This window comes from Amycolatopsis sp. NPDC052450 (assembly GCF_044547565.1).
Lineage (GTDB): Bacteria > Actinomycetota > Actinomycetes > Mycobacteriales > Pseudonocardiaceae > Amycolatopsis.
This window is the reverse complement of the sequence record NZ_JBIUAQ010000007.1, coordinates 268,220-286,252: the sequence shown is the minus strand read 5'-3', so window position 1 is coordinate 286,252 and position 18,033 is coordinate 268,220. Positions and strand designations below refer to the sequence as shown.

Below are 18,033 nucleotides of genomic sequence, written 5' to 3'. Positions count from 1 at the left end.
TTTGCAAGGAAAGGACCTTTCATTGCACGCGCCTAGCCGTGGTCCTCCAGCATCTCGGTGACGAGCGCAGCGATCGGCGACCGCTCGGACCGGGTCAACGTGACATGCGCGAACAGCGGGTGACCCTTGAGTTTCTCGATCACCGCCGAAACGCCGTCGTGCCGCCCGACCCGCAGGTTGTCGCGCTGCGCGACGTCATGCGTGAGCACGACCCGCGAGGCCGTGCCGAGCCGCGAAAGCACGGTCAGGAGCACGTTGCGCTCCAAGGACTGCGCCTCGTCGACGATGACGAACGTGTCGTGCAGCGAACGGCCGCGGATGTGGGTCAGCGGGAGCACTTCGAGCATGCCGCGGTCGAAGACCTCGTCGAGGACGTCCTGGCTGACCAGGCCACCGAGGGTGTCGAACACCGCCTGCGCCCACGGCTGCATCTTCTCGCTCTCGGAACCGGGCAGGTAGCCCAGATCCTGGCCGCCGACCGCGTACACCGGCCGGAACACCACGACCTTGCGGTGCTGGCGGCGTTCCATCACCGATTCCAGGCCCGCGCAGAGCGCGAGCGCCGACTTGCCGGTGCCGGCGCGTCCGCCCAGCGAGACGATGCCGACATCGGAGTCCAGCAGGAGATCCAGCGCCACCCGCTGCTCGGCGGAGCGGCCGTGCAGGCCGAACGCCTCCTTGTCACCCCGCACGAGCCGGATCCGCTTGTCCGCGGTGACCCGGCCCAGCGCGCTCGAACTGCCCGCGAGCAGCCTCAAACCGGTGTGGCAGGGCAGCTCACCGACTTCGGGCATCCCGAATTCCGCCGGATCCGCGGAAGACGCGCCGAACAGCGCGTCGAGCAGGGTCTGCGGGACGTCCACGTCCGCCATCCCCGTCCAGCCCGAGGGCGTCACCTCCTGCGCGCGGTACTCGTCGGCTTCGAGACCGACGGCGCCCGCCTTGACGCGCAGGGGGATGTCCTTGGTCACCAGCGTGACCGACGCGCGTTCCGCCGCCAGGTTGAGCGCACAGGCGAGGATGCGGTGGTCGTTGGAGTCGGTGCGGAAGCCGACCGGGAGCACCGTGGGATCGGAGTGGTTCAACTCCACCTGCAGGGTGCCGCCGTGCTCACCGATCGGGAGCGGCGCGTCGAGCCTGCCGTGCTGACGACGCAGGTCGTCGAGCATGCGAAGCGCTTCGCGCGCGAACCACCCCAGTTCGGGATGGTGACGTTTCGCCTCCAGTTCACTGATGACGACCAGCGGAAGCACGACCGCGTGTTCGGCGAAACGAGTCACCGACCAGGGGTCAGAGAGCAGGACCGACGTGTCGAGCACGTAAGTGGACCGCTGGGATTCGGGCGAGATCGAGGCTTTCTCCGGGCCAGGGGCACCGGTCGAAGAACGGCCAGAGGCCTTGCGGGGTGAACGCTGCGCAGTCACGACGGCATCTCCCTCGTGGGCGTGGCACCACGCCCGCACTCGCTGGGCCGGGCACTTCCCTGGCTAACCGTTCCTTCCGACGCTCACCGCGTCAGTCGGCACGACCACGAGGGCCGGGTGCCGGCCCCCTCGTGCATCCACTGGGCGGCTGTGCCGCCCTGTCGACTACCGCCACGACCAGGGCCTCCCGTGAGAGTCCGCATGGGACGCGAACCCTCACTTCCGGAAGGTACCTGCGTCCGGCCGATCGCGCAGGCAGCCACCACGGTGATTCGCCAAACCGTCATCTCACTGTCGGTCGCGTGACATCAACGCCTCGTCACCGTCACGGTGTGTAGTGATGATCTCCATTCAGGGACGCTCGGAGATGCGACCCGGATGGATTAACGCGACAGAGGGCGTTCACCTGATGGGATCGAGGGTTCTACCACGCCTCGTAGCGGAGCGCATTTTGTGACCTGGACAGAGAACCGGACCGAGTGAAGACAGCCATTTCGGGCTCACACAATGGGCTTACGAGACGGTCACAACTCCTGAATAGCGAGTAATTTTCTCACTAGCGGGACACCCCCACCGGATTTCGGTGCCCCCGATCCCTGAATATCTCTACCAAGGAGTGTGCGAAGTGCTGAAGAAGGCTGGTTTCGTTTCCGCCGTCGCCGCGGGCATCATGATGGTCGGCGGGACCGCGTTCGCCGCGACCGGTGACACCACCGGCACCCCGGACCCGACGTTCGGCGACGCCTACAACACCTTCATCGAGGGTGGCGGCGCGCTGGGCTACGGTGCCGCTTCGCTGGTCGCCGGTGCCTACACGGGCGTCGCCACCACCCCGGCCCTGATCCTCCACTCGCTGGAGCACCACGGCCACTGATCTTCAGTGACGACGTCGAAGGCCCCGGAGTGCACGCCGGGGCCTTCGTCATGTCACCGGTCAGGAACCTCGGGAATCTCAGGAACCGAAGCGCCGGTGCCGCCACGCGTAATCGCGCATGGCCCGCAGGAAATCGACCCGGCGGAACGCGGGCCAATAAGCTTCGGTGAACCAGAATTCCGAATGCGCCGATTGCCAGAGCAGAAATCCGGAAAGCCGCTGCTCACCCGAGGTGCGGATAATCAGATCCGGATCCGGCTGGCCGGAGGTGTACATGTGTTCGGAAATGTGGTCGACGTCCAGGATCTTCGCTAGCTCGCGGATCGACGTGCCTTCGTCGGCGTGCTGGAGCAGCAGTTTGCGGACCGCGTCGGCGATCTCCTGACGCCCTCCGTAACCGACCGCGACGTTGACCTCCATCCCGGAGCGCCCCTCCGTGCGCTCCGCGGCCGCGCTGAGGGCCTTCGCGACCTCCGGGGGCAGCAGGTCGAGGGCTCCCACGATGCGGAGCCGCCATGGCGTGTGCGGCGCGGCGAGTTCGTCGGTGACGTCGGTGATGATCTTCAGCAACGGGCTCAGTTCCTCGGCCGCGCGGCCGAGGTTGTCGGTCGAAAGCAGCCACATGGTGACGACCTCGACGTCGGCCTCGTTGCACCAGCTCAGGAAGTCGGCGATCTTCTTGGCACCCGCGCGGTGCCCGTCGGCGACGTCGGTGAAGCCCGCTTCGCGCGCCCAGCGGCGGTTGCCGTCCAGCATGATGGCGATGTGGCGTGGATGGCGCCCCTTGGCCTGCTGGATCAGGCGCCTGCCGTAGGCGCTGTACACGACGTCTGACAAGAAGGACCGAAGACTCACGCCACTGGAGAGTAGTCACCCCGCAAGCCCCAGTGGGACGCGCCACGGACACTGGCGAAAAACCTACGGTGCCGTAACCTGGGAAGAGTGAGCGTAGAGTCCGAACAGCAGCCGTCCGGCCCCGCGCCCTTGGTGGACACACGTCCTCGGTTGCGGGGGCACATCCACTTCTGGTCCTTCTTCGTCGCAGTCGCCGGAGCCGTGACCCTCATCAGTCTCGCCGCGTCCACTGTGTCGCCTATAGCCGCTTTGTCCACTTCGGTCTATGGGCTGACCGTGCTCGGCCTCTTCGGCGTCAGCGCGCTCTATCACCGTCGCTTGTGGAGCCCACGAGCATACGAATGGATGAAGCGCGCCGACCATTCGATGATCTTCCTGTTCATCGCCGGCACCTACACGCCGTTCACCCTTCTGGCGATGTCCCAGCCGACCGGGTACATCGTGCTGGCGATCGTCTGGGGCGGCGCGATCGGCGGCGTCACCCTGAAGATGCTGTGGCCGAACGCGCCCCGCTGGCTGGGCGTGCCGATCTACATCGCACTGGGCTGGGTCGCCGTCTTCGTCCTGCCCGAACTGGGCGCCCACGCCGGCATCGCGGCACTCGTCCTGCTCTGTGTCGGCGGGCTGTTCTACACGCTGGGCGCGGTGTTCTACGCGGTCAAGTGGCCGAACCACTTCCCGGAGACCTTCGGCTACCACGAGTACTTCCACGCCTGCACGGTTCTTGCGGCGACGTCGCACTACGTCGCGATCTGGCTGGCGATGTACTCCTAGCCGCAGGTCAGCAGTTCTCGGTCCAGAATCGCTGAAGCCTCGCGATGGCCTCGGCTTTGGTCATGACCGCGACCTCGGCTTCAGGCAGGCCGACCCGCGACAGCAGCATGTGCACCAGGTCGGCAGGCAAAGATTCAGCCTGCGGCACCGGCACTCCGCGGTCGGGTTTGACGCCGTCCTGCACACACGACCAGAAGCACGGCTCGTCAACGTCGAGCTGATCGCGAAGGATGTGCCTCCAGATACTCTTGCCGTACCCGGTCCGGTCCACCGGATGTGAGATCCGGGTTCGCAGGATGCGGCCGTCCAGGAGGCCGAGTTCGTAGGTGACGTGATGGATACCCGTTCGACCACGAGCGTCACGGACTCTCCGCCACTCTTCGACCTGACAGAACGACTCATGGCCCTTACGAGTGGGCAGTGGCCAGTTCACCGCGCGGCACCCGCCAGCCAATCGCGCAGCTGATCGTCATCGCTCAGGCTGATCAGCTGGACCAAGCCCCAGTTGTCACGGTGATTCGGGGCATCGAGCAGCCGCGACTGCCAGTCTTCCGCGTACTCCCGCAGAGCGTCGACCATCTCGGTCAGCGCCTCGTCGAAGGTGGCACCGTCCGCCGCTACCGGCAAACCTGGAATGAACACGGACCAGCCGCCATCCTCGGCTACGACCTGGGCAGACGCCGGCAGGAGCGACGCGAGGAAGTAGCGCAGACGCTCGACGTCCACGACAGCAGCCTGAGCCGAGTCACGCCGAACCGTGGCGACGCGACCTTTCTCCGCGGCGTCCAGCAGATCCTTCAGGTGCGCACGAGCTTCGGTATAGCTGTCGTAGTGGAGAGCTGACACAGGGGCCTCCCGATAGGTCGTAACTCAGTCTGCCCAAGTACGTCAAGTACGTCAAGTACGTCTGTGTTCACGGTGCCACGTGACCAGGACGGACACACGCGTGTTCCCTCTGGCACAAGAAAGTGCCTTCTTCCGCACCCCCGCCGCGCGAGCCATGATCACCACCATGGCCAAGAACGCACCGCCCCGCCCCCTCGACGACGCGGCTCTCAGCGACTTCCTCGCCGAGCACGCCTTCGGCGCCCTCGCGACCCTCAAGCGCGACGGCCGCCCTCACCTCTCCACGGTCGTCTACACCTGGGACCCCGAGGCCCGCACGGTCCGGATCAGCACGACCGAAGACCGCCTCAAGGTCAAGCAACTCCGCAACAACCCCACCGCCTCGCTCTATGTCTCCAGCGCCGACCACTGGAAATTCGCGGTGGTGGAAGGGAAAGCGGAACTCTCCGAGGTCACCCGGACACCCGGTGACACGGCTGGGCTCGAATATCTCGCCGCTCAGAGCCAAAAGCCGGAGGACGAGGCCGAGTTCCTCGAGACCATCGCGGCCGAGCGAAGGCTCTACATCACCCTCAAAACCGACAAACTCTATGGAACGGCGCTCGACATCGCTTAACGTGCACCTGGAAAAGGCCAGGTGAGGAGTCGCCCGATGTGGGAAAAGCGGATGGAGTGGCCGCTCAACGCCGCCGCCGTGCTGTTCCTGGCGGCCTACGCGTGGCCGATCCTCCAGCCTTCGCTCGGGCACACCGGCCGGGTCTGGTGTGAGGTCGTCACGTGGGTCGCGTGGGCGGTGTTCGCCCTGGATTACGGCGTCCGCCTGAAGCACGCCGAGGACAAGCGGGACTTCCTCAAGAAGAACCTCTTCGACCTGCTGATCATCGTGCTCCCGTTGATCCGGCAGCTGCGGCTGCTCCGGCTGGTCACCGTGCTCAACGTCCTCAACCGCAACGCCGGCCTGTCGTTGCGCGGCCGCGTCGTGGTCTACACGGTGGGCGCGACGGCGCTCGTCGTGTTCTGTTCGGCGCTCGCCGTACTCGACGCCGAACGCACTCAGGCGGACCCGCCGATCACCGACTTCCCGGACGCGGTGTGGTGGTCGATCACGACGATCACCACGGTCGGTTACGGCGACCGCTATCCCATCAGCGGCACCGGCCGGATCGTCGCGGTCGGGCTGATGGTGGCCGGGATCGCGCTGCTCGGTGTGGTCACCGCGACGCTGGCGTCGTGGCTGATCCGCCGGGTGACCGAGGCCGACGAGAACGCGCAGGCCGTGACGCGCGAGCATCTCGACGAGCTGACCCGCGAGGTCAAGGCGTTGCGGGCCGAGCTCGCCGAGCAGCGTGCCGGGGTCAGTCCCGCAGCATCGGAGCCGCTAGGTACTGCTCGGGGATAGCGAAGGCGTCCACGAGTGTCCGCGCGTGCGGGCGCAGGCCGGCGCACAGGGCGTTCACCGCCGCGGTGACGGCCTTCGAGCGCCCGGAGGTCAGGCGCCCGTGTTCGAGGAACCAGCCACGATCCGCCTCGATGTTCGCGAGCGCGTAGAGGTCGCACACCCGCTCCAGCAGTTCGCGGGCCTCGGCGTCGGCGCAGCGCTCGATGGCGTCGACGAACGCTTCCAGCACCACCCGGTCGACGTGCGCGCGTCCGGCACGGAGCACGTGGTCCTGGGCGTCATTGAAGACACCGAAGACGCCGGAGGGGTCCGAGCTACCTTTACGCAGGCGCTGCGCGACGCCGCCGAGTACGTGTTCTTCGCGGTCTTCGAACAGCTTCAGGTGCCACTCGCGGGAGTACAGCACGTCGCCGTCGTCGGCCTCGGTGAGCCGTTCGACGACCTTGCGCGCGGACGTCCGTTCGATCACGGCCTCGACGAGCTGCTCCGCCACGAAACGTGCGGTCGCGAGCGGGCTGAGGTCCTCGAAGTGGTCCTTGTAGCTGGTCAGCAGCCCTTTCGCGACCAGCTGCAGCAACACGGTGTTGTCACCCTCGAAGGTGGTGAAGACGTCCGTGTCGGCCTTCAACCCGGGAAGCAGGTTTTCCGAGAGGTAACCCGAACCACCGCATGCCTCACGGGCGGCCTGGATGGTCGCCGTCGCGTGCCAGGTCGAGACGGCCTTGATCCCGGCCGCACGCGATTCCAGCTCTCGCTGCTCTTCCTCCGGCGCGTCCTCGGCGATGTCGTTCAGCTTCGAAACGAGTGCTTCCTGCGCGAAATGCAGTGCGTACGACGTCGCCAGCGCGGGCAGCAGTTTCCGTTGGTGGGCGCGGTAGTCGAGGATCACGACCTCCTCGCCGCCGGGCCGCGCGAACTGCCGCCGCTGCTCGCCGTATCGGACGGCCAGCGCGAGCGCGCGCTTCGTCGCACTGCCGGCGCTGCCCGCGACGCTGACCCGGCCGCGGATGAGGGTGCCGAGCATCGTGAAGAACCGGCGGCCGTCGCTTTCGATCGGGCTGCTGTACGTGCCGTCCTCGGCGACGTCACCGAACCGGTTGAGGAGTGCCTCGCGCGGAACCCTCACCTGGGTGAAGGTGAGCCGTCCGTTGTCGACGCCGTTGAGGCCCGCCTTGCGGCCGCAGTCCTCGATCTCGACGCCGCTCACGTTCTCGCCGCGGATCGGCACCAGGAACGCGTGCACGCCGCGTGATTCGCCGCCGGTGATCAGCTGTGCGAACACCACCGCGAGTTCGCCGTCGCGGGCGGCGTTGCCGATGTACTCCTTCATCGCGCCCCGGTCCGGCGTGTGCACGACGAATTCGCGGGTGGCCGGATCGTAGGTCGCGGTGGTGCGCAGATGCTGGACGTCCGAGCCGTGGCCGTGCTCGGTCATCGCGAAGCAGCCCAGCAGCTCCAGATCCTTGATCTTCCGCAGGTAGCGCTCGTGGTGGCGTTCGGTGCCGAGCAGTTGCACCGCACCGCCGAACAGACCCCATTGGACACCGGCCTTGACCATCAGCGAGAGGTCACCGAAACCCAGCATCTCGAACGACATCACCGAGCCGCCGACGTCGCCGCCGCCACCGTGCGCCGGGTCGAAACCGAGCCCCGGCCGGTCGGTGCGGGCGAGCAGGCGCAGCCATTCGAGCACCTGGGCCCGGTGGGCTTCGACGTCGAGGTCGACAGGGTCCTTGAAGTCCTCCGCGGCCATCTGCGCGCGCACCGCGCGGCGGAGCCCGGCCCACCGTCCATCGAGGACGGTGGTCAGCGCGTCCGGGTCGATCTTCGCGGAAAGTCCTGGTGTGTCCACGATTCCTCCGATGCGGTGCGGTCTGCGTTCAGCCTGCCGCACCACATCGGGGGTCGCAGCACGAATCCCGGTTGATCGTCGTGACCCCGAACACCCGCCTCAGGCGAGGTCCGGTCCTTGTGAGCGGAGATCGTCCACCTTGGTCATCGCCTCCCGAAGCTCGGCGAGCCAGGCGTCCGCGTGTTCACCGACCAGCCGGACGGCCCACGCGAGCGCCTCCGACCGCGACCGTGCGACGCCCGCGTCGACGAGGGTGTCGAGGACCAGGCGTTCCGGCTGCCGCAGCCTGGTCATGACCGGCGCCGAATGCGTGGTGAACAGGTGCCTCGTGCCGCCGAGGCTCGCGCCCCAGGCGACCTTGCGCTGATACCGGTGCTCGGCCTGGCGCGCGATCTCGATCCGCTCGTCGCGGGTCTCCTCGCGGAACCGGCTGATCCGGCCGTCCTCGGCCGCCGCGCGGGCGGCAGCGTCGGCGTACTCACCGGTGAGCGGCTGGAGTTCGCCGACGATGACGATCTCTTCGCGATCCACCGTGACCTCGGGATCCCCGGTGAACCAGCCCTCCGGGAGCCGTCCGCCGAACCACGCGGCCGCGTCGTCCGCCGAGGGGATGTCCGCCTGCTGCCAGCCGCCCCGGCCCTTCCAGCCACTTCGTCCCATCTGCCTCGCCGCCCTGAAGTAGGTGTGCATGCTCGCCTCCGCGATTACATGATTACAACGCTACCGACGCTACGCTCGCAACGGCCGAGATTCACTCGCGTTCTCCCCCGGCGAAACTCGGGGCAACCTGATGACCTGCGCCGACGTGTTCCCACCAGCAGATGACGGAAAAGGGGAACCTCATGCTGAAAAAGGCCATGATCGGCGCTCTCGTGCTCGGAGCGGCCCAACTGGCGGTGATCGCGCCCGCCACGGCGACCACCGATCCCAGCTGGTACCTCGGCCCGAGTGAAGTCGGGCCCGGGGAGCAGATCTACGCCGAGACCAGAGCCGGAGCCGGCGGCTGTACCCCGAAGGGACCGGTGACCTCGCCGGGTCTCGCCGAGCCGATCACGTGGACCATCGGCGGGAACTTCGGGAAATACGGCGGCTACGGGCGCGTGGTGAAGACTCCCGGCAAGTACGTCGCGACCCTCACCTGCTCCGACGGCCGGAAGTCGACCCGGCCGTTCACGGTGACCGGTGTTCCGCCGACCACCACTACCAAGCCGCCGACATCCACGAAACCGCCGAAGCCGACGAAGTCCACCACGACGAAACCGAAGGCGCCGCAGGTCGCGGTGAAGCCGGCGGGGGCTCCGCAGACGGGTGGCGGCGCCTTCGGCCCTATGGCGTGGGATTGGTGAGCTGAGCGCGCAGATCCCCGGCGGTGGTGACCGGGCGTTCGCAGACATAGCCGCGGCACACGTACGCGGCGGCGGCGCCCTCCACCAGCGGCCGGTCGGCGAGCAGCGGCACTCCTCCGGCGTCCGGGACACCACTCACGACGACGGCGCCGTCCGGTGCCGACGCGACGGCCGCGGCCAGCAAGTCCGCGCGTGAAGCGGCGTCCGTCCCGACGACGGCCACCTGCACCGGACCGGCGGCCGCGGCTTCGGCGACCGTGAGCCAGTGCCCGGCGAACCGGGGCGCGTGGGCGGCAAGCCGTCCCGCGCGCGCCAGCGCCTGCTCGGCCGCCTCGCGGTAGCGGCCCACCTGGTCGTGCCCCGCCAGCACGGACGCGGTCAGCAACGCGTTCGCCAGCGCCGAAGCCCCCGACGGGCTCGCGTTGTCGGTCGGGTCGGAGGGCCGCTGCACCAGCACTTCCGCGTCGTCGGCCGTGTCGTAGTAGGCACCCGTCGAGTCCGGGACGCCGAAATGGGCCAAGGCGAGGTCCAGCAAGGTGACCGAGTCGGCCAGCCAACGCGGCTCGCCGGTCGCCTGGTGGAGTTCGAGCAGGCCCTCGGCGAGGCACGCGTAGTCCTCCAGTACGCCCGCCGTCGTGCCGACGACGCCGTCGCGCGAGGTCCGGCGCAGCCGTCCGTCCACGAAATGGTTGTCCATCAGGAAAGCCGCGGCACGGCCCGCCGCGTCGATCCACTGTGGACGGTTCAGCCGCGAGCCGGCTTTGGCGAGCGCGCCGATCGCGAGCCCGTTCCACGCGGCGATGACCTTGTCGTCGCGGGCGGGCTGAGGACGCGCGTTCCGCGCGGTCAGCAACGCCCGCCGAACTCGCGCATAACGCGTTTCGTCCTCTGGATGCGGCTCACGCAGCCGCAGCGTCGACGCGCCGTGCTCGAAGTTGCCCCGTTCGGTCACCTGGAACAGTTCGGCGGCCCAAGCGCCGTCCTCCTCGCCGAGCACTTCGGCGAGTTGCGCGGGAGTCCAGACATACGTGAGGCCCTCGACGCCGTCGGTGTCCGCGTCGAGCGAAGCGGCGAAGCCCCCTTCGGCCGTCCCGAGGTCGCGCAGCAGGAACTCCGCGGTCTCTTCGACCGTCCGCCGCGCGTACTCGACGCCGGTCACGCCGTGGAACTGCGCGTAGAAACGCAGGAGCAAACCGTTGTCGTACAGCATCTTCTCGAAGTGCGGCACTTCCCAGCGCGGGTCGACGGAGTAACGCGCGAACCCGCCTGCCAGCTGATCGTTGAGCCCGCCGAGCGCCATCGCCTCCGCCGTGTGCTCGACCGGGGAGAGATCGGAGCCGGTGCGTTCGTGGTGCCGGAGCAGGAAGTTCAACGCCATCGTCGGCGGGAACTTGGGCGCTCCGCCGAATCCGCCGCTCGCGGCGTCGTATTCCTTGCGGAGTGAAGCGGCCGCGGCTTCCAGCGCCGCACCGTCCACAACGGACTCCGGCAGCGGCCCGCTCTTCTCGGTGAGGTGGGCGATGATCTGCCGGGCGCCGGAACGCAGTTCGTCCGGGCGCTCACCCCAGGCTTCGGCGACCGCGACGAGCAGCTGCGGGAACGACGGCATCCCCGGCCGCGGCGACGGCGGGTAGTAGGTGCCGCAATGGAACGGCTCACCCTCCGGAGTCAGGAAGCACGTCATCGGCCAGCCGCCCTGACCGGTCATCGCCTGAGTGGCCGCCATGTACACCGAGTCGATGTCCGGCCGCTCCTCGCGGTCCACCTTGATGTTGACGAAGTTCGCGTTCATCAGCGTCGCGGTGGCTTCGTCCTCGAAGGACTCGTGCGCCATGACATGGCACCAGTGACAGGCCGCGTAGCCGACCGAAAGCAGGATCGGCACGTTCCGCCGTTTCGCCTCGGCCAGTGCCTCTTCACCCCAGGGCCACCAGTCCACCGGGTTCTCGGCGTGCTGCAGCAGGTACGGACTGGTCGCGGCCTTCAGGCGGTTCGACATGTCACCAGGGTCGCACGCGGAAAAGCGGGCGCGCAGAACGGCCGTCTGCGCGACACTCGTCCGGTGCTCCTGACCATGACGACCACCCGGAACCCCGCCACCGACCTGGGCTTTCTCCTGCACAAGCAGCCGGAGAAGGCGCAGTCGTTCACGCTTTCGGCCGGGAAGGCGCACGTCTTCTACCCCGAGGCGGCCGAGCAGCGCTGCACGGTGGCCCTGCTGGTCGAGATCGACCCGGTCGAACTCGTGCGCGGCGGCGGGACGTCGTTGACCCAGTACGTCAACGACCGGCCGTACGCGGGCGGCTCGTATCTGGCGGTGGCGCTGCGGGCGGTCTTCACCACGGCGCTGGCCGGGCGGTGCGTGAACCGGCCGGAACTGGTCGACGAGGCGTTCCCGCTGGAGATCCACGTGCCGTCGCTGACCGCGCGCGGCGGTGCGGAGGTCGTCCACAAGCTGTTCGAACCCCTCGGCTGGCAGGTCGAGGCCAAGGCCATCCCGCTCGATCCCGAGTTCCCGCGGTGGGGTGACTCCCGCTACGTCGACCTCCGGCTGACCGGGACTCAGCGCGTCGTCGACGCGTTGCGGCACCTGTACGTCCTGCTGCCCGCTCTCGACGGCGACAAGCACTACTGGATCGGCCAGGACGAGGCCGACAAGTTGCTGCGCGTCGGCGAAGGGTGGCTCGCGGGACATCCGGAACGAGAGCTGATCACCAACCGGTACCTCGAACGCCTGCGTCCGATCGTTTCGTACGCGCTCACCCGGCTGGCTGAAGCGGACGACGTGCCCGCGGAGGCCGAAGCGCGGGTCACCGAACTACCGGACCGGCCCGAACCGCTGGCCGTCCAACGGCACGGGAGCGTGCTCGCGGCGCTCCGGGCGGCGGGCGCGCGGCGGGTGCTCGACCTCGGCTGCGGCGGCGGCGCGCTGCTGCGCGTGCTCCAGAAGGAACCGTTCTTCACCGAGATCGTCGGTGTCGACGTGTCCGCGAGCGCGCTCGACATCGCCGACAAGCGGCTGAAAGACAAGACGCGGATCACCCTGAAGCAGTCCGCGTTGACCTACGCGGATCCGTCGCTGGCCGGATACGACGCGGCCGTGCTGATGGAGGTGATCGAGCACGTCGACGAGGAGCGCCTGCCCGCGCTGGAGCACGCCGTGTTCGGTGTCGCCGCGCCGCGGACCGTGCTCGTCACGACGCCGAACGCCGAGTACAACCGGCACTTCGAATTCCTCGCGGAAGGCCGGTTCCGGCACGCCGACCACCGTTTCGAATGGACACGCGAGCAGTTCCGCTCGTGGGCGGACGGCGTCGCCTCCCGGCGTGGCTACGACGTCCGCCACCTGCCTGTGGGACCCGAGTCCCAAGAATCAGGACCGCCGACCCAAATGGCGGTCTTCACGTCTCGGAAGGAGGCCGTGGCATGAAACTGACCATTCCCGACATGTCCCTCGTCGTGCTCGTCGGGGCCTCCGGCTCCGGCAAGTCGACCTTCGCGCGGACGCATTTCGCGCCGACACAGGTGCTGTCCAGCGACTACTTCCGCGGCCTGGTGGCCGACGACGAGAACGACCAGAGCGCGTCGGCCGCCGCTTTCGACGTGCTTCACTACGTCGCGGCGAAGCGGCTCGAAGCGGGCCGGATCACGGTGATCGACGCGACGAACGTCCAGCGTGCTTCCCGGGCGAGCCTCCTGAAGCTGGCCAAGGAGTACGACGTCCTGCCGACGGCGATCGTCCTCGACCTGCCGGTGAAGGTCTGCCAGCAACGCAACGAATCCCGGCCCGACCGTGACTTCGGCGAGCACGTCGTCCGGCGTCAGCGCGGCGAACTGCACCGCTCGCTGAAGTCGTTGGAGCGCGAGGGTTTCCGCCGTGTGCACGTGCTGCGGAGCGAGGCCGAGGTCGCCGAAGCGGAGATCGTCGTCGAGCCGCTGCGCAACGACCGTCGTGAGCTGACCGGGCCGTTCGACGTCATCGGCGACGTCCACGGCTGCCGCGAGGAACTGGAGGAACTGCTCACCGAACTGGGTTACGTCGATGACGTGCATCCCGAAGGCCGCACCGCGGTCTTCGTCGGCGACCTCGTCGACCGGGGACCCGACACACCCGGCGTGCTGCGCCGCGTGATGGCGATGGCCGAGGCGGGCAGCGCGCTGGCCGTCTGCGGGAACCACGAGCAGAAACTGGTCCGCGCGCTGAACGGGCGCAACGTCAAGACGACGCACGGTCTCGCGGAGTCGCTGGAGCAGCTTTCCGCGCAGGACGAAGAGTTCCGCGCGAAGGCGCACGCGTTCTGCGAAGGACTCATCGCGCACTACGTCCTCGACGACGGCAAGCTCGTCGTCGCGCACGCGGGCCTGCCCGAGAAGTTCCACGGGCGCGCGTCCGGCCGGGTGCGGAGCACCGCGCTCTACGGCGACACGACCGGCGAAACCGACGAGTACGGCCTGCCGGTGCGGCTGCCGTGGGCGCGCGACTACCGCGGCAAGGCGATGGTCCTCTATGGACACACGCCGACGCTGGAGCCGGAATGGGTCAACGGGACCATGTGTCTCGACACGGGCTGTGTCTTCGGCGGCAAGCTGACCGCTTTGCGTTACCCGGAGCGGGAAGTCGTCTCGGTGAAGGCGAAGAAGGTCTGGTACGAGCCGTCACGTCCGCTCGAACCCACGCGGCCGCTGGGCGGACGTGAGCCCGCGATCCTGGAACTGGGCGACGTCACCGGGAAGCGGATCGTCGAGACACGGCACCACGGCCGGGTCGGCGTCTCCGCCGAACAGTCGGCGGTGGCACTTGAGGTGATGAGCCGCTTCGCCGTCGACCCGCGCTGGCTGCCGTACCTGCCGCCGACGATGGCGCCGTGTTCGACGTCCGCCGCGGACGACTACCTCGAACATCCCGAGGAGGCCTTCGCCGAGTTCCGCGCGGCGGGTGTCGATCACGTCGTGTGCGAAGAGAAGCACATGGGCTCGCGTGCCGTCGTGCTCGTGTGCCGTGACGACGACGTGGCTCCCGCGCGATTCGGGATCCAGGGTCCGGGCGCGGTGTACACCCGCACCGGGCGGCCGTTCTTCACCCCGGAACAGAACGCGCGGCTGCTCGCCGGCGTGCGGGAAGCGTCGTCGGAACTGTTCGAGGAGTTGGACACCGGCTGGCTGCTGCTCGACACGGAACTGCTGCCGTGGAGCGCGAAAGCGGGCTCGCTGATCTCGGGACAGTACGCGGCCGTGGGCGCGGCGGCCCAGGCCGTGCTGCCCGCCGCCGTCGCTTCACTGGCCACCGCCGAGGCTCGCGGCGTCGACGTGTCGGAACTGTTGGAACGGACCCGGGTCCGCGAGTCCACTGTGGACGCGTACCGGCAGGCGTACCGGCGTTACTGCTGGCCGACCGACGGCCTCGACGGCGTCCGGCTGGCGCCGTTCCAGGTGCTGGCTTCGGAAGGCCACGCGTACCACGACCGGCCGCACGAATGGCACCTGTCGCTGCTGGACCGGCTCACCGGCGACCTGTTCACCCGCACGCGGACCCTCGCCGTCGACACCACCGACCCGGCGTCGGTGGCACGCGGCGTCGGCTGGTGGCTGGACCTGACCGGCGCGGGCGGCGAGGGCATGGTCGTCAAACCGGCGGCGAACCTGACCCGCGGCGCGCGTGGGCTGGTGCAACCGGGAGTGAAGGTGCGCGGGCGGGAGTACCTGCGGATCATCTACGGGCCCGACTACACGCTGCCGGAGAACCTCACGCGGCTCCGGAAACGCGGGCTGAACCGGAAGCGGGCGCTGGCGCTGCGCGAGTACGCGCTGGGGCTGGAGGCGCTGGAGCGGCTGGCACGCGCGGAACCGCTGTGGCGGGTGCACGAGTGCGTGTTCGCGGTGCTGGCGCTGGAGTCGGATCCGGTCGACCCACGCCTCTGACGCGCTTCGGGCGTGCAATGAAGGGGCCTTTCATAGCAAATTTTGCTATGAAAGGCCCCTTCATTGCAGCGCTCAGTCGGATTTGGCGGTCGGCTTCTCCGTCTTGGCGACCGGCTCAGCGTCAGCCTTCGGGGCTTCGGGAGCCGAAGCCTCCACGGGAGCGGCCGGCTCGTCGAAGCTCTCCGGAAGCCGCTTCAAGTGCTTGGTCATCGACCGCACCAGCAACGCGACGGCGATCAAGAACAGGATCAGGATCAGGAACCCCACCGGCGACGACTTGCCGAAGTCCTCACCTTGGCCGCCGTTGTCGCCGTTGCCGGGCTGCTGTGCCAGGAACTGCGACGTCGCCGTCACCGGAACGACGGCGAACGCCGGCACCACGAAACTCATTAGCCCTCCTTCAAACCGGCGAACAGATCGTCCTCCGGCAGGGTGCTGTCCACCAGTGAGCGGACCAGCTCGTACTCCTCGGTCGGCCAGACCTCGCGCTGCAGATCGCGCGGGACGGCGAACCAGCGGCTGTTCGGGTCGATCTGGGTGGCGTGCGCCTTCAGCGCCTCGTCACGCTGCTCGAAGTAGTCGCCGCATTCGACGCGGGTGGTCACCCGCTCCATGACGTCGGCCTTCTCCGGGTCCCACGACTTGAGCCACTCCTCGTACGGCGACTCCAGGCCGCGGGCGAGCAGTGCCTCGTGGAACACGGTCATCCTGGCGCGCGAGAACCCGTGCACGTAGTACAGCTTCATCGGCTGCCACGGCTCGCCCGCGTCCGGGTAGCGCTCGGCCTCGCCCGCCGCGTCGAAGGCCGCGACCGAGATCTCGTGCGTGCGGATGTGGTCGGGGTGCGGGTACCCGCCGTTCTCGTCGTAGGTGACGATCACGTGCGGACGAAACTCGCGGATGACCTTCACCAGCGCACCGGTGGACTCCTCGAGCGGGATGACCGCGAACGAGCCCTCCGGGACCGGGGGCAGCGGATCGCCCTCGGGCAGGCCCGAGTCGACGAAGCCGAGCCAGGTGTGGCTCACCCCGAGGATCTTGGCCGCGCGGGCCATCTCCTCGCGGCGGACCTCGGTCATGTTGGCCACTACTTCGGGACGGTCCATGGCCGGGTTCAGCACACTGCCCGCTTCGCCGCCGGTGCAGGTCACGACCATGACCTCGTGCCCTTCGGCGGCGTACCTGGCCATGGTGGCCGCGCCCTTGCTCGACTCGTCGTCGGGGTGCGCGTGCACCGCCATCAGGCGGAGGCGTGACTTCGGCGGTTCATTGGCTAGCACCATGCTCCGAACGTCCCCTTCTCGTTCCCTATTCCCCTGCGACCCTGCCTGACGGCCCGCCCTGCCGGGCGCGGATACTCGAGGGGACCACTCGCATACGACCCCATTGTCCCTGCGAGCACGACGACACCGACCGGGAGGCCCGGGTTGAGCACGGGACAGGACGCTCCCACCGCGGAAAGCACTCGGATGGACGTGCCGGAAGGCCGGTACGGCAAACCCCGTGCAGCGAAGCCCGCCGGCTGGCGGCGCCTGGTGTTCGTGGTGATCGCACTGCTGGTCAGCGGCGGTATCGCCTATGTCGCGTACGCGAACTTCGGCAGCGCGCCCATCGAGGGCGAACGCGTCTTGTTCGAGGAGAAGCCGGGCGACGCGATGGAGATCACCATCAACGTGACCAGGGACGACGTGAACCGTCCGGGGGTGTGCGTCGTCCGCGTCCGCGACAAGGCCGGAGCCGAGAGCGGGCGTAAAGAGGTCCTGATTCAGCCTGGTTCGAAGAACAGCCGGGTGACTACCACCATCAAGAGCATCGGAAAGCCGGTCACGGCTGATATCTTCGGATGCTCATACGACGTACCACGGTACCTGTCAAGGCCATAGCGGCCAACGGGGTGAAACGGGCGCCCAACGCCGAGGCGCGACCGAATTCGACCGGCGGCGATGCCTCGCGCCGTGTTACTCTGATCTACCGGCACGGCCCAAGACGGGCCGTGTTTTTCCTTTATCTCAGCCAGGCCGTCGCGCCATGCCGGCCTGGTGGCCGGCTTGTACACCCAAGCCTGGCAGGCCCTACTAGGAGATGGTGACCGTGAGCGACACAAAGGTGACCTGGCTGACCCAGGATGCCTACGACAGGCTCAAGCAGGAACTCGACCACTACATCGAGCTCCGCCCGGTCATCGCTGCGAAGATCAACGACAGCCGGGAAGAGGGCGACCTCAAGGAGAACGGCGGTTACCACGCCGCCCGCGAAGAGCAGGGCCAGCACGAGGCCCGCATCCGCCACCTCCAGGAGCTCCTCCGTTCGGCCAAGGTGGGCGAGCCGCCCGCCAACGACGGCAGCGCGGGACCGGGCAAGGTCCTCACCGTGCGTTACGACGGTGACGACCAGGACGAGAACTTCCTCTTGGCGACTCGCGAAGAGGGCACCGAGGGTGGCCTCGACGTCTACTCGCCGGAGTCCCCCCTCGGCAAGGCGCTGCTCGGCGCCAAAGAGGGCGAGACCCGCGAGTACGAGCTGCCCAACGGCAGCATCCAGAAGGTGACGCTCGTCAAGGCCGTGCCGTACACCGCCAAGTAAGCCCCCCGCGCGCCACTCCGCACGCCGCCTTGCGGCCGAAGGTCCCGGAAATCCCGATGAAGGGGCGCCCTCCGCACGCAGCGCGAGTTGCCTGCGAACCGGCGCCTCTTCGGCGAGTTTTCGTCAGCGCGCGGCAATGAACACCGCCCGATATGGCCGGG

18 protein-coding genes are annotated in these 18,033 nt (G+C 68.3%); 9 read left to right on the top strand and 9 right to left on the bottom strand.

All coding sequences use genetic code 11. The features are described 5' to 3' along the window. Positions 1-32: 32 nt before the first annotated feature. On the bottom strand, positions 33-1,319 hold the full coding sequence (locus ACIHAO_RS15410) for a PhoH family protein (protein WP_396558272.1): 1,287 nt from the start codon (positions 1,317-1,319) through the stop codon (positions 33-35). Positions 1,320-2,049: 730 nt separating this feature from the next. Between ACIHAO_RS15410 and ACIHAO_RS15405 the strand changes: the two genes are divergently transcribed. Continuing rightward, positions 2,050-2,298 carry a hypothetical protein gene (locus ACIHAO_RS15405; protein ID WP_396558182.1) on the top strand — a complete coding sequence of 83 codons (249 nt, stop codon included), beginning with the start codon at positions 2,050-2,052 and terminating at the stop codon, positions 2,296-2,298. A 78-nt stretch (positions 2,299-2,376) separates the two neighbouring features. Here the strand turns inward: ACIHAO_RS15405 and ACIHAO_RS15400 are convergent, their stop codons facing one another. Then, complete coding sequence (locus tag ACIHAO_RS15400) at positions 2,377-3,153, bottom strand: isoprenyl transferase (RefSeq protein WP_037306485.1); 777 nt, start codon at positions 3,151-3,153, stop codon at positions 2,377-2,379. A gap of 132 nt (positions 3,154-3,285) precedes the next feature. Here ACIHAO_RS15400 and ACIHAO_RS15395 point away from each other — a divergent pair, with 132 nt between their 5' ends. Continuing rightward, on the top strand, positions 3,286-3,927 hold the full coding sequence (locus tag ACIHAO_RS15395) for a hemolysin III family protein (RefSeq protein ID WP_396558270.1): 642 nt from the start codon (positions 3,286-3,288) through the stop codon (positions 3,925-3,927). A 7-nt stretch (positions 3,928-3,934) separates the two neighbouring features. On the opposite strand, the gene ACIHAO_RS15390 is transcribed toward ACIHAO_RS15395, so the two are convergent. Both ACIHAO_RS15390 and ACIHAO_RS15385 read right to left on the bottom strand, forming a co-directional pair. After that, on the bottom strand, positions 3,935-4,360 hold the full coding sequence (locus tag ACIHAO_RS15390) for a cytotoxic translational repressor of toxin-antitoxin stability system (RefSeq protein ID WP_396558180.1): 426 nt from the start codon (positions 4,358-4,360) through the stop codon (positions 3,935-3,937). Further along, the gene (locus tag ACIHAO_RS15385; protein ID WP_396558178.1) at positions 4,357-4,773 is read right to left on the bottom strand and encodes a prevent-host-death protein; all 417 of its coding nucleotides are present in this window, start codon (positions 4,771-4,773) and stop codon (positions 4,357-4,359) included. The genes ACIHAO_RS15390 and ACIHAO_RS15385 overlap by 4 nt, the downstream gene beginning before the upstream one ends. A gap of 79 nt (positions 4,774-4,852) precedes the next feature. On the opposite strand from ACIHAO_RS15385, the gene ACIHAO_RS15380 reads away from it, so the two are divergent. After that, on the top strand, positions 4,853-5,389 hold the full coding sequence (locus ACIHAO_RS15380; RefSeq protein ID WP_396558176.1) for a pyridoxamine 5'-phosphate oxidase family protein: 537 nt from the start codon (positions 4,853-4,855) through the stop codon (positions 5,387-5,389). A 36-nt stretch (positions 5,390-5,425) separates the two neighbouring features. Beyond that, positions 5,426-6,172, top strand: coding sequence for a potassium channel family protein (locus ACIHAO_RS15375; RefSeq protein WP_396558174.1), 747 nt, complete (start codon positions 5,426-5,428; stop codon positions 6,170-6,172). Here ACIHAO_RS15375 and ACIHAO_RS15370 read toward each other — a convergent pair. Together ACIHAO_RS15370 and ACIHAO_RS15365 are read right to left on the bottom strand one after the other, a co-directional pair. Then, positions 6,129-8,024 (bottom strand): acyl-CoA dehydrogenase, encoded by a 1,896-nt coding sequence (locus ACIHAO_RS15370; protein ID WP_396558172.1) that lies wholly within the window; start codon positions 8,022-8,024, stop codon positions 6,129-6,131. The two genes, ACIHAO_RS15375 and ACIHAO_RS15370, sit on opposite strands and share 44 nt — an antisense overlap. A 99-nt stretch (positions 8,025-8,123) precedes the next feature. Continuing rightward, positions 8,124-8,684, bottom strand: coding sequence for a hypothetical protein (locus tag ACIHAO_RS15365; RefSeq protein WP_396558268.1), 561 nt, complete (start codon positions 8,682-8,684; stop codon positions 8,124-8,126). Between the two features lie 182 nt (positions 8,685-8,866). Between ACIHAO_RS15365 and ACIHAO_RS15360 the strand changes: the two genes are divergently transcribed. After that, on the top strand, positions 8,867-9,370 hold the full coding sequence (locus ACIHAO_RS15360; RefSeq protein ID WP_396558170.1) for a hypothetical protein: 504 nt from the start codon (positions 8,867-8,869) through the stop codon (positions 9,368-9,370). Here ACIHAO_RS15360 and ACIHAO_RS15355 read toward each other — a convergent pair. Continuing rightward, the gene (locus ACIHAO_RS15355; protein ID WP_396558168.1) at positions 9,351-11,369 is read right to left on the bottom strand and encodes a thioredoxin domain-containing protein; all 2,019 of its coding nucleotides are present in this window, start codon (positions 11,367-11,369) and stop codon (positions 9,351-9,353) included. The two genes, ACIHAO_RS15360 and ACIHAO_RS15355, sit on opposite strands and share 20 nt — an antisense overlap. A gap of 63 nt (positions 11,370-11,432) precedes the next feature. On the opposite strand from ACIHAO_RS15355, the gene ACIHAO_RS15350 reads away from it, so the two are divergent. Next, positions 11,433-12,800, top strand: a complete 1,368-nt coding sequence (locus ACIHAO_RS15350; protein WP_396558166.1) for a 3' terminal RNA ribose 2'-O-methyltransferase Hen1 — start codon at positions 11,433-11,435, stop codon at positions 12,798-12,800. After that, positions 12,797-15,289: a polynucleotide kinase-phosphatase gene (locus tag ACIHAO_RS15345; RefSeq protein ID WP_396558164.1), complete on the top strand. Its 2,493-nt coding sequence runs from the start codon at positions 12,797-12,799 to the stop codon at positions 15,287-15,289. Before ACIHAO_RS15350 ends, ACIHAO_RS15345 begins: the two co-directional genes overlap by 4 nt. A 72-nt stretch (positions 15,290-15,361) precedes the next feature. On the opposite strand, the gene ACIHAO_RS15340 is transcribed toward ACIHAO_RS15345, so the two are convergent. Together ACIHAO_RS15340 and mca are read right to left on the bottom strand one after the other, a co-directional pair. Further along, positions 15,362-15,679 (bottom strand): hypothetical protein, encoded by a 318-nt coding sequence (locus ACIHAO_RS15340; RefSeq protein WP_396558162.1) that lies wholly within the window; start codon positions 15,677-15,679, stop codon positions 15,362-15,364. Further along, complete coding sequence (mca, locus tag ACIHAO_RS15335) at positions 15,679-16,572, bottom strand: mycothiol conjugate amidase Mca (RefSeq protein ID WP_396558160.1); 894 nt, start codon at positions 16,570-16,572, stop codon at positions 15,679-15,681. Before mca ends, ACIHAO_RS15340 begins: the two co-directional genes overlap by 1 nt. A gap of 144 nt (positions 16,573-16,716) precedes the next feature. Between mca and ACIHAO_RS15330 the strand changes: the two genes are divergently transcribed. Next, positions 16,717-17,172, top strand: coding sequence for a DUF4307 domain-containing protein (locus ACIHAO_RS15330; RefSeq protein ID WP_125799382.1), 456 nt, complete (start codon positions 16,717-16,719; stop codon positions 17,170-17,172). A 199-nt stretch (positions 17,173-17,371) separates the two neighbouring features. Continuing rightward, on the top strand, positions 17,372-17,872 hold the full coding sequence (gene greA, locus ACIHAO_RS15325; protein ID WP_125789446.1) for a transcription elongation factor GreA: 501 nt from the start codon (positions 17,372-17,374) through the stop codon (positions 17,870-17,872). The last annotated feature ends 161 nt before the right edge of the window (positions 17,873-18,033 follow it).

What these genes read in the sequence shown, in the direction of transcription:
- ACIHAO_RS15345 (WP_396558164.1), top strand. Translation starts at nt 12,797, where the DNA reads ATGAAACTGACCATTCCCGACATGTCCCTCGTCGTGCTCGTCGGGGCC.
- ACIHAO_RS15355 (WP_396558168.1), bottom strand. Translation starts at nt 11,369, where the DNA reads ATGTCGAACCGCCTGAAGGCCGCGACCAGTCCGTACCTGCTGCAGCAC.
- ACIHAO_RS15365 (WP_396558268.1), bottom strand. Translation starts at nt 8,684, where the DNA reads ATGGGACGAAGTGGCTGGAAGGGCCGGGGCGGCTGGCAGCAGGCGGAC.
- ACIHAO_RS15340 (WP_396558162.1), bottom strand. Translation starts at nt 15,679, where the DNA reads ATGAGTTTCGTGGTGCCGGCGTTCGCCGTCGTTCCGGTGACGGCGACG.
- mca (WP_396558160.1), bottom strand. Translation starts at nt 16,572, where the DNA reads ATGGTGCTAGCCAATGAACCGCCGAAGTCACGCCTCCGCCTGATGGCG.
- ACIHAO_RS15360 (WP_396558170.1), top strand. Translation starts at nt 8,867, where the DNA reads ATGCTGAAAAAGGCCATGATCGGCGCTCTCGTGCTCGGAGCGGCCCAA.
- ACIHAO_RS15375 (WP_396558174.1), top strand. Translation starts at nt 5,426, where the DNA reads ATGTGGGAAAAGCGGATGGAGTGGCCGCTCAACGCCGCCGCCGTGCTG.
- greA (WP_125789446.1), top strand. Translation starts at nt 17,372, where the DNA reads ATGGTGACCGTGAGCGACACAAAGGTGACCTGGCTGACCCAGGATGCC.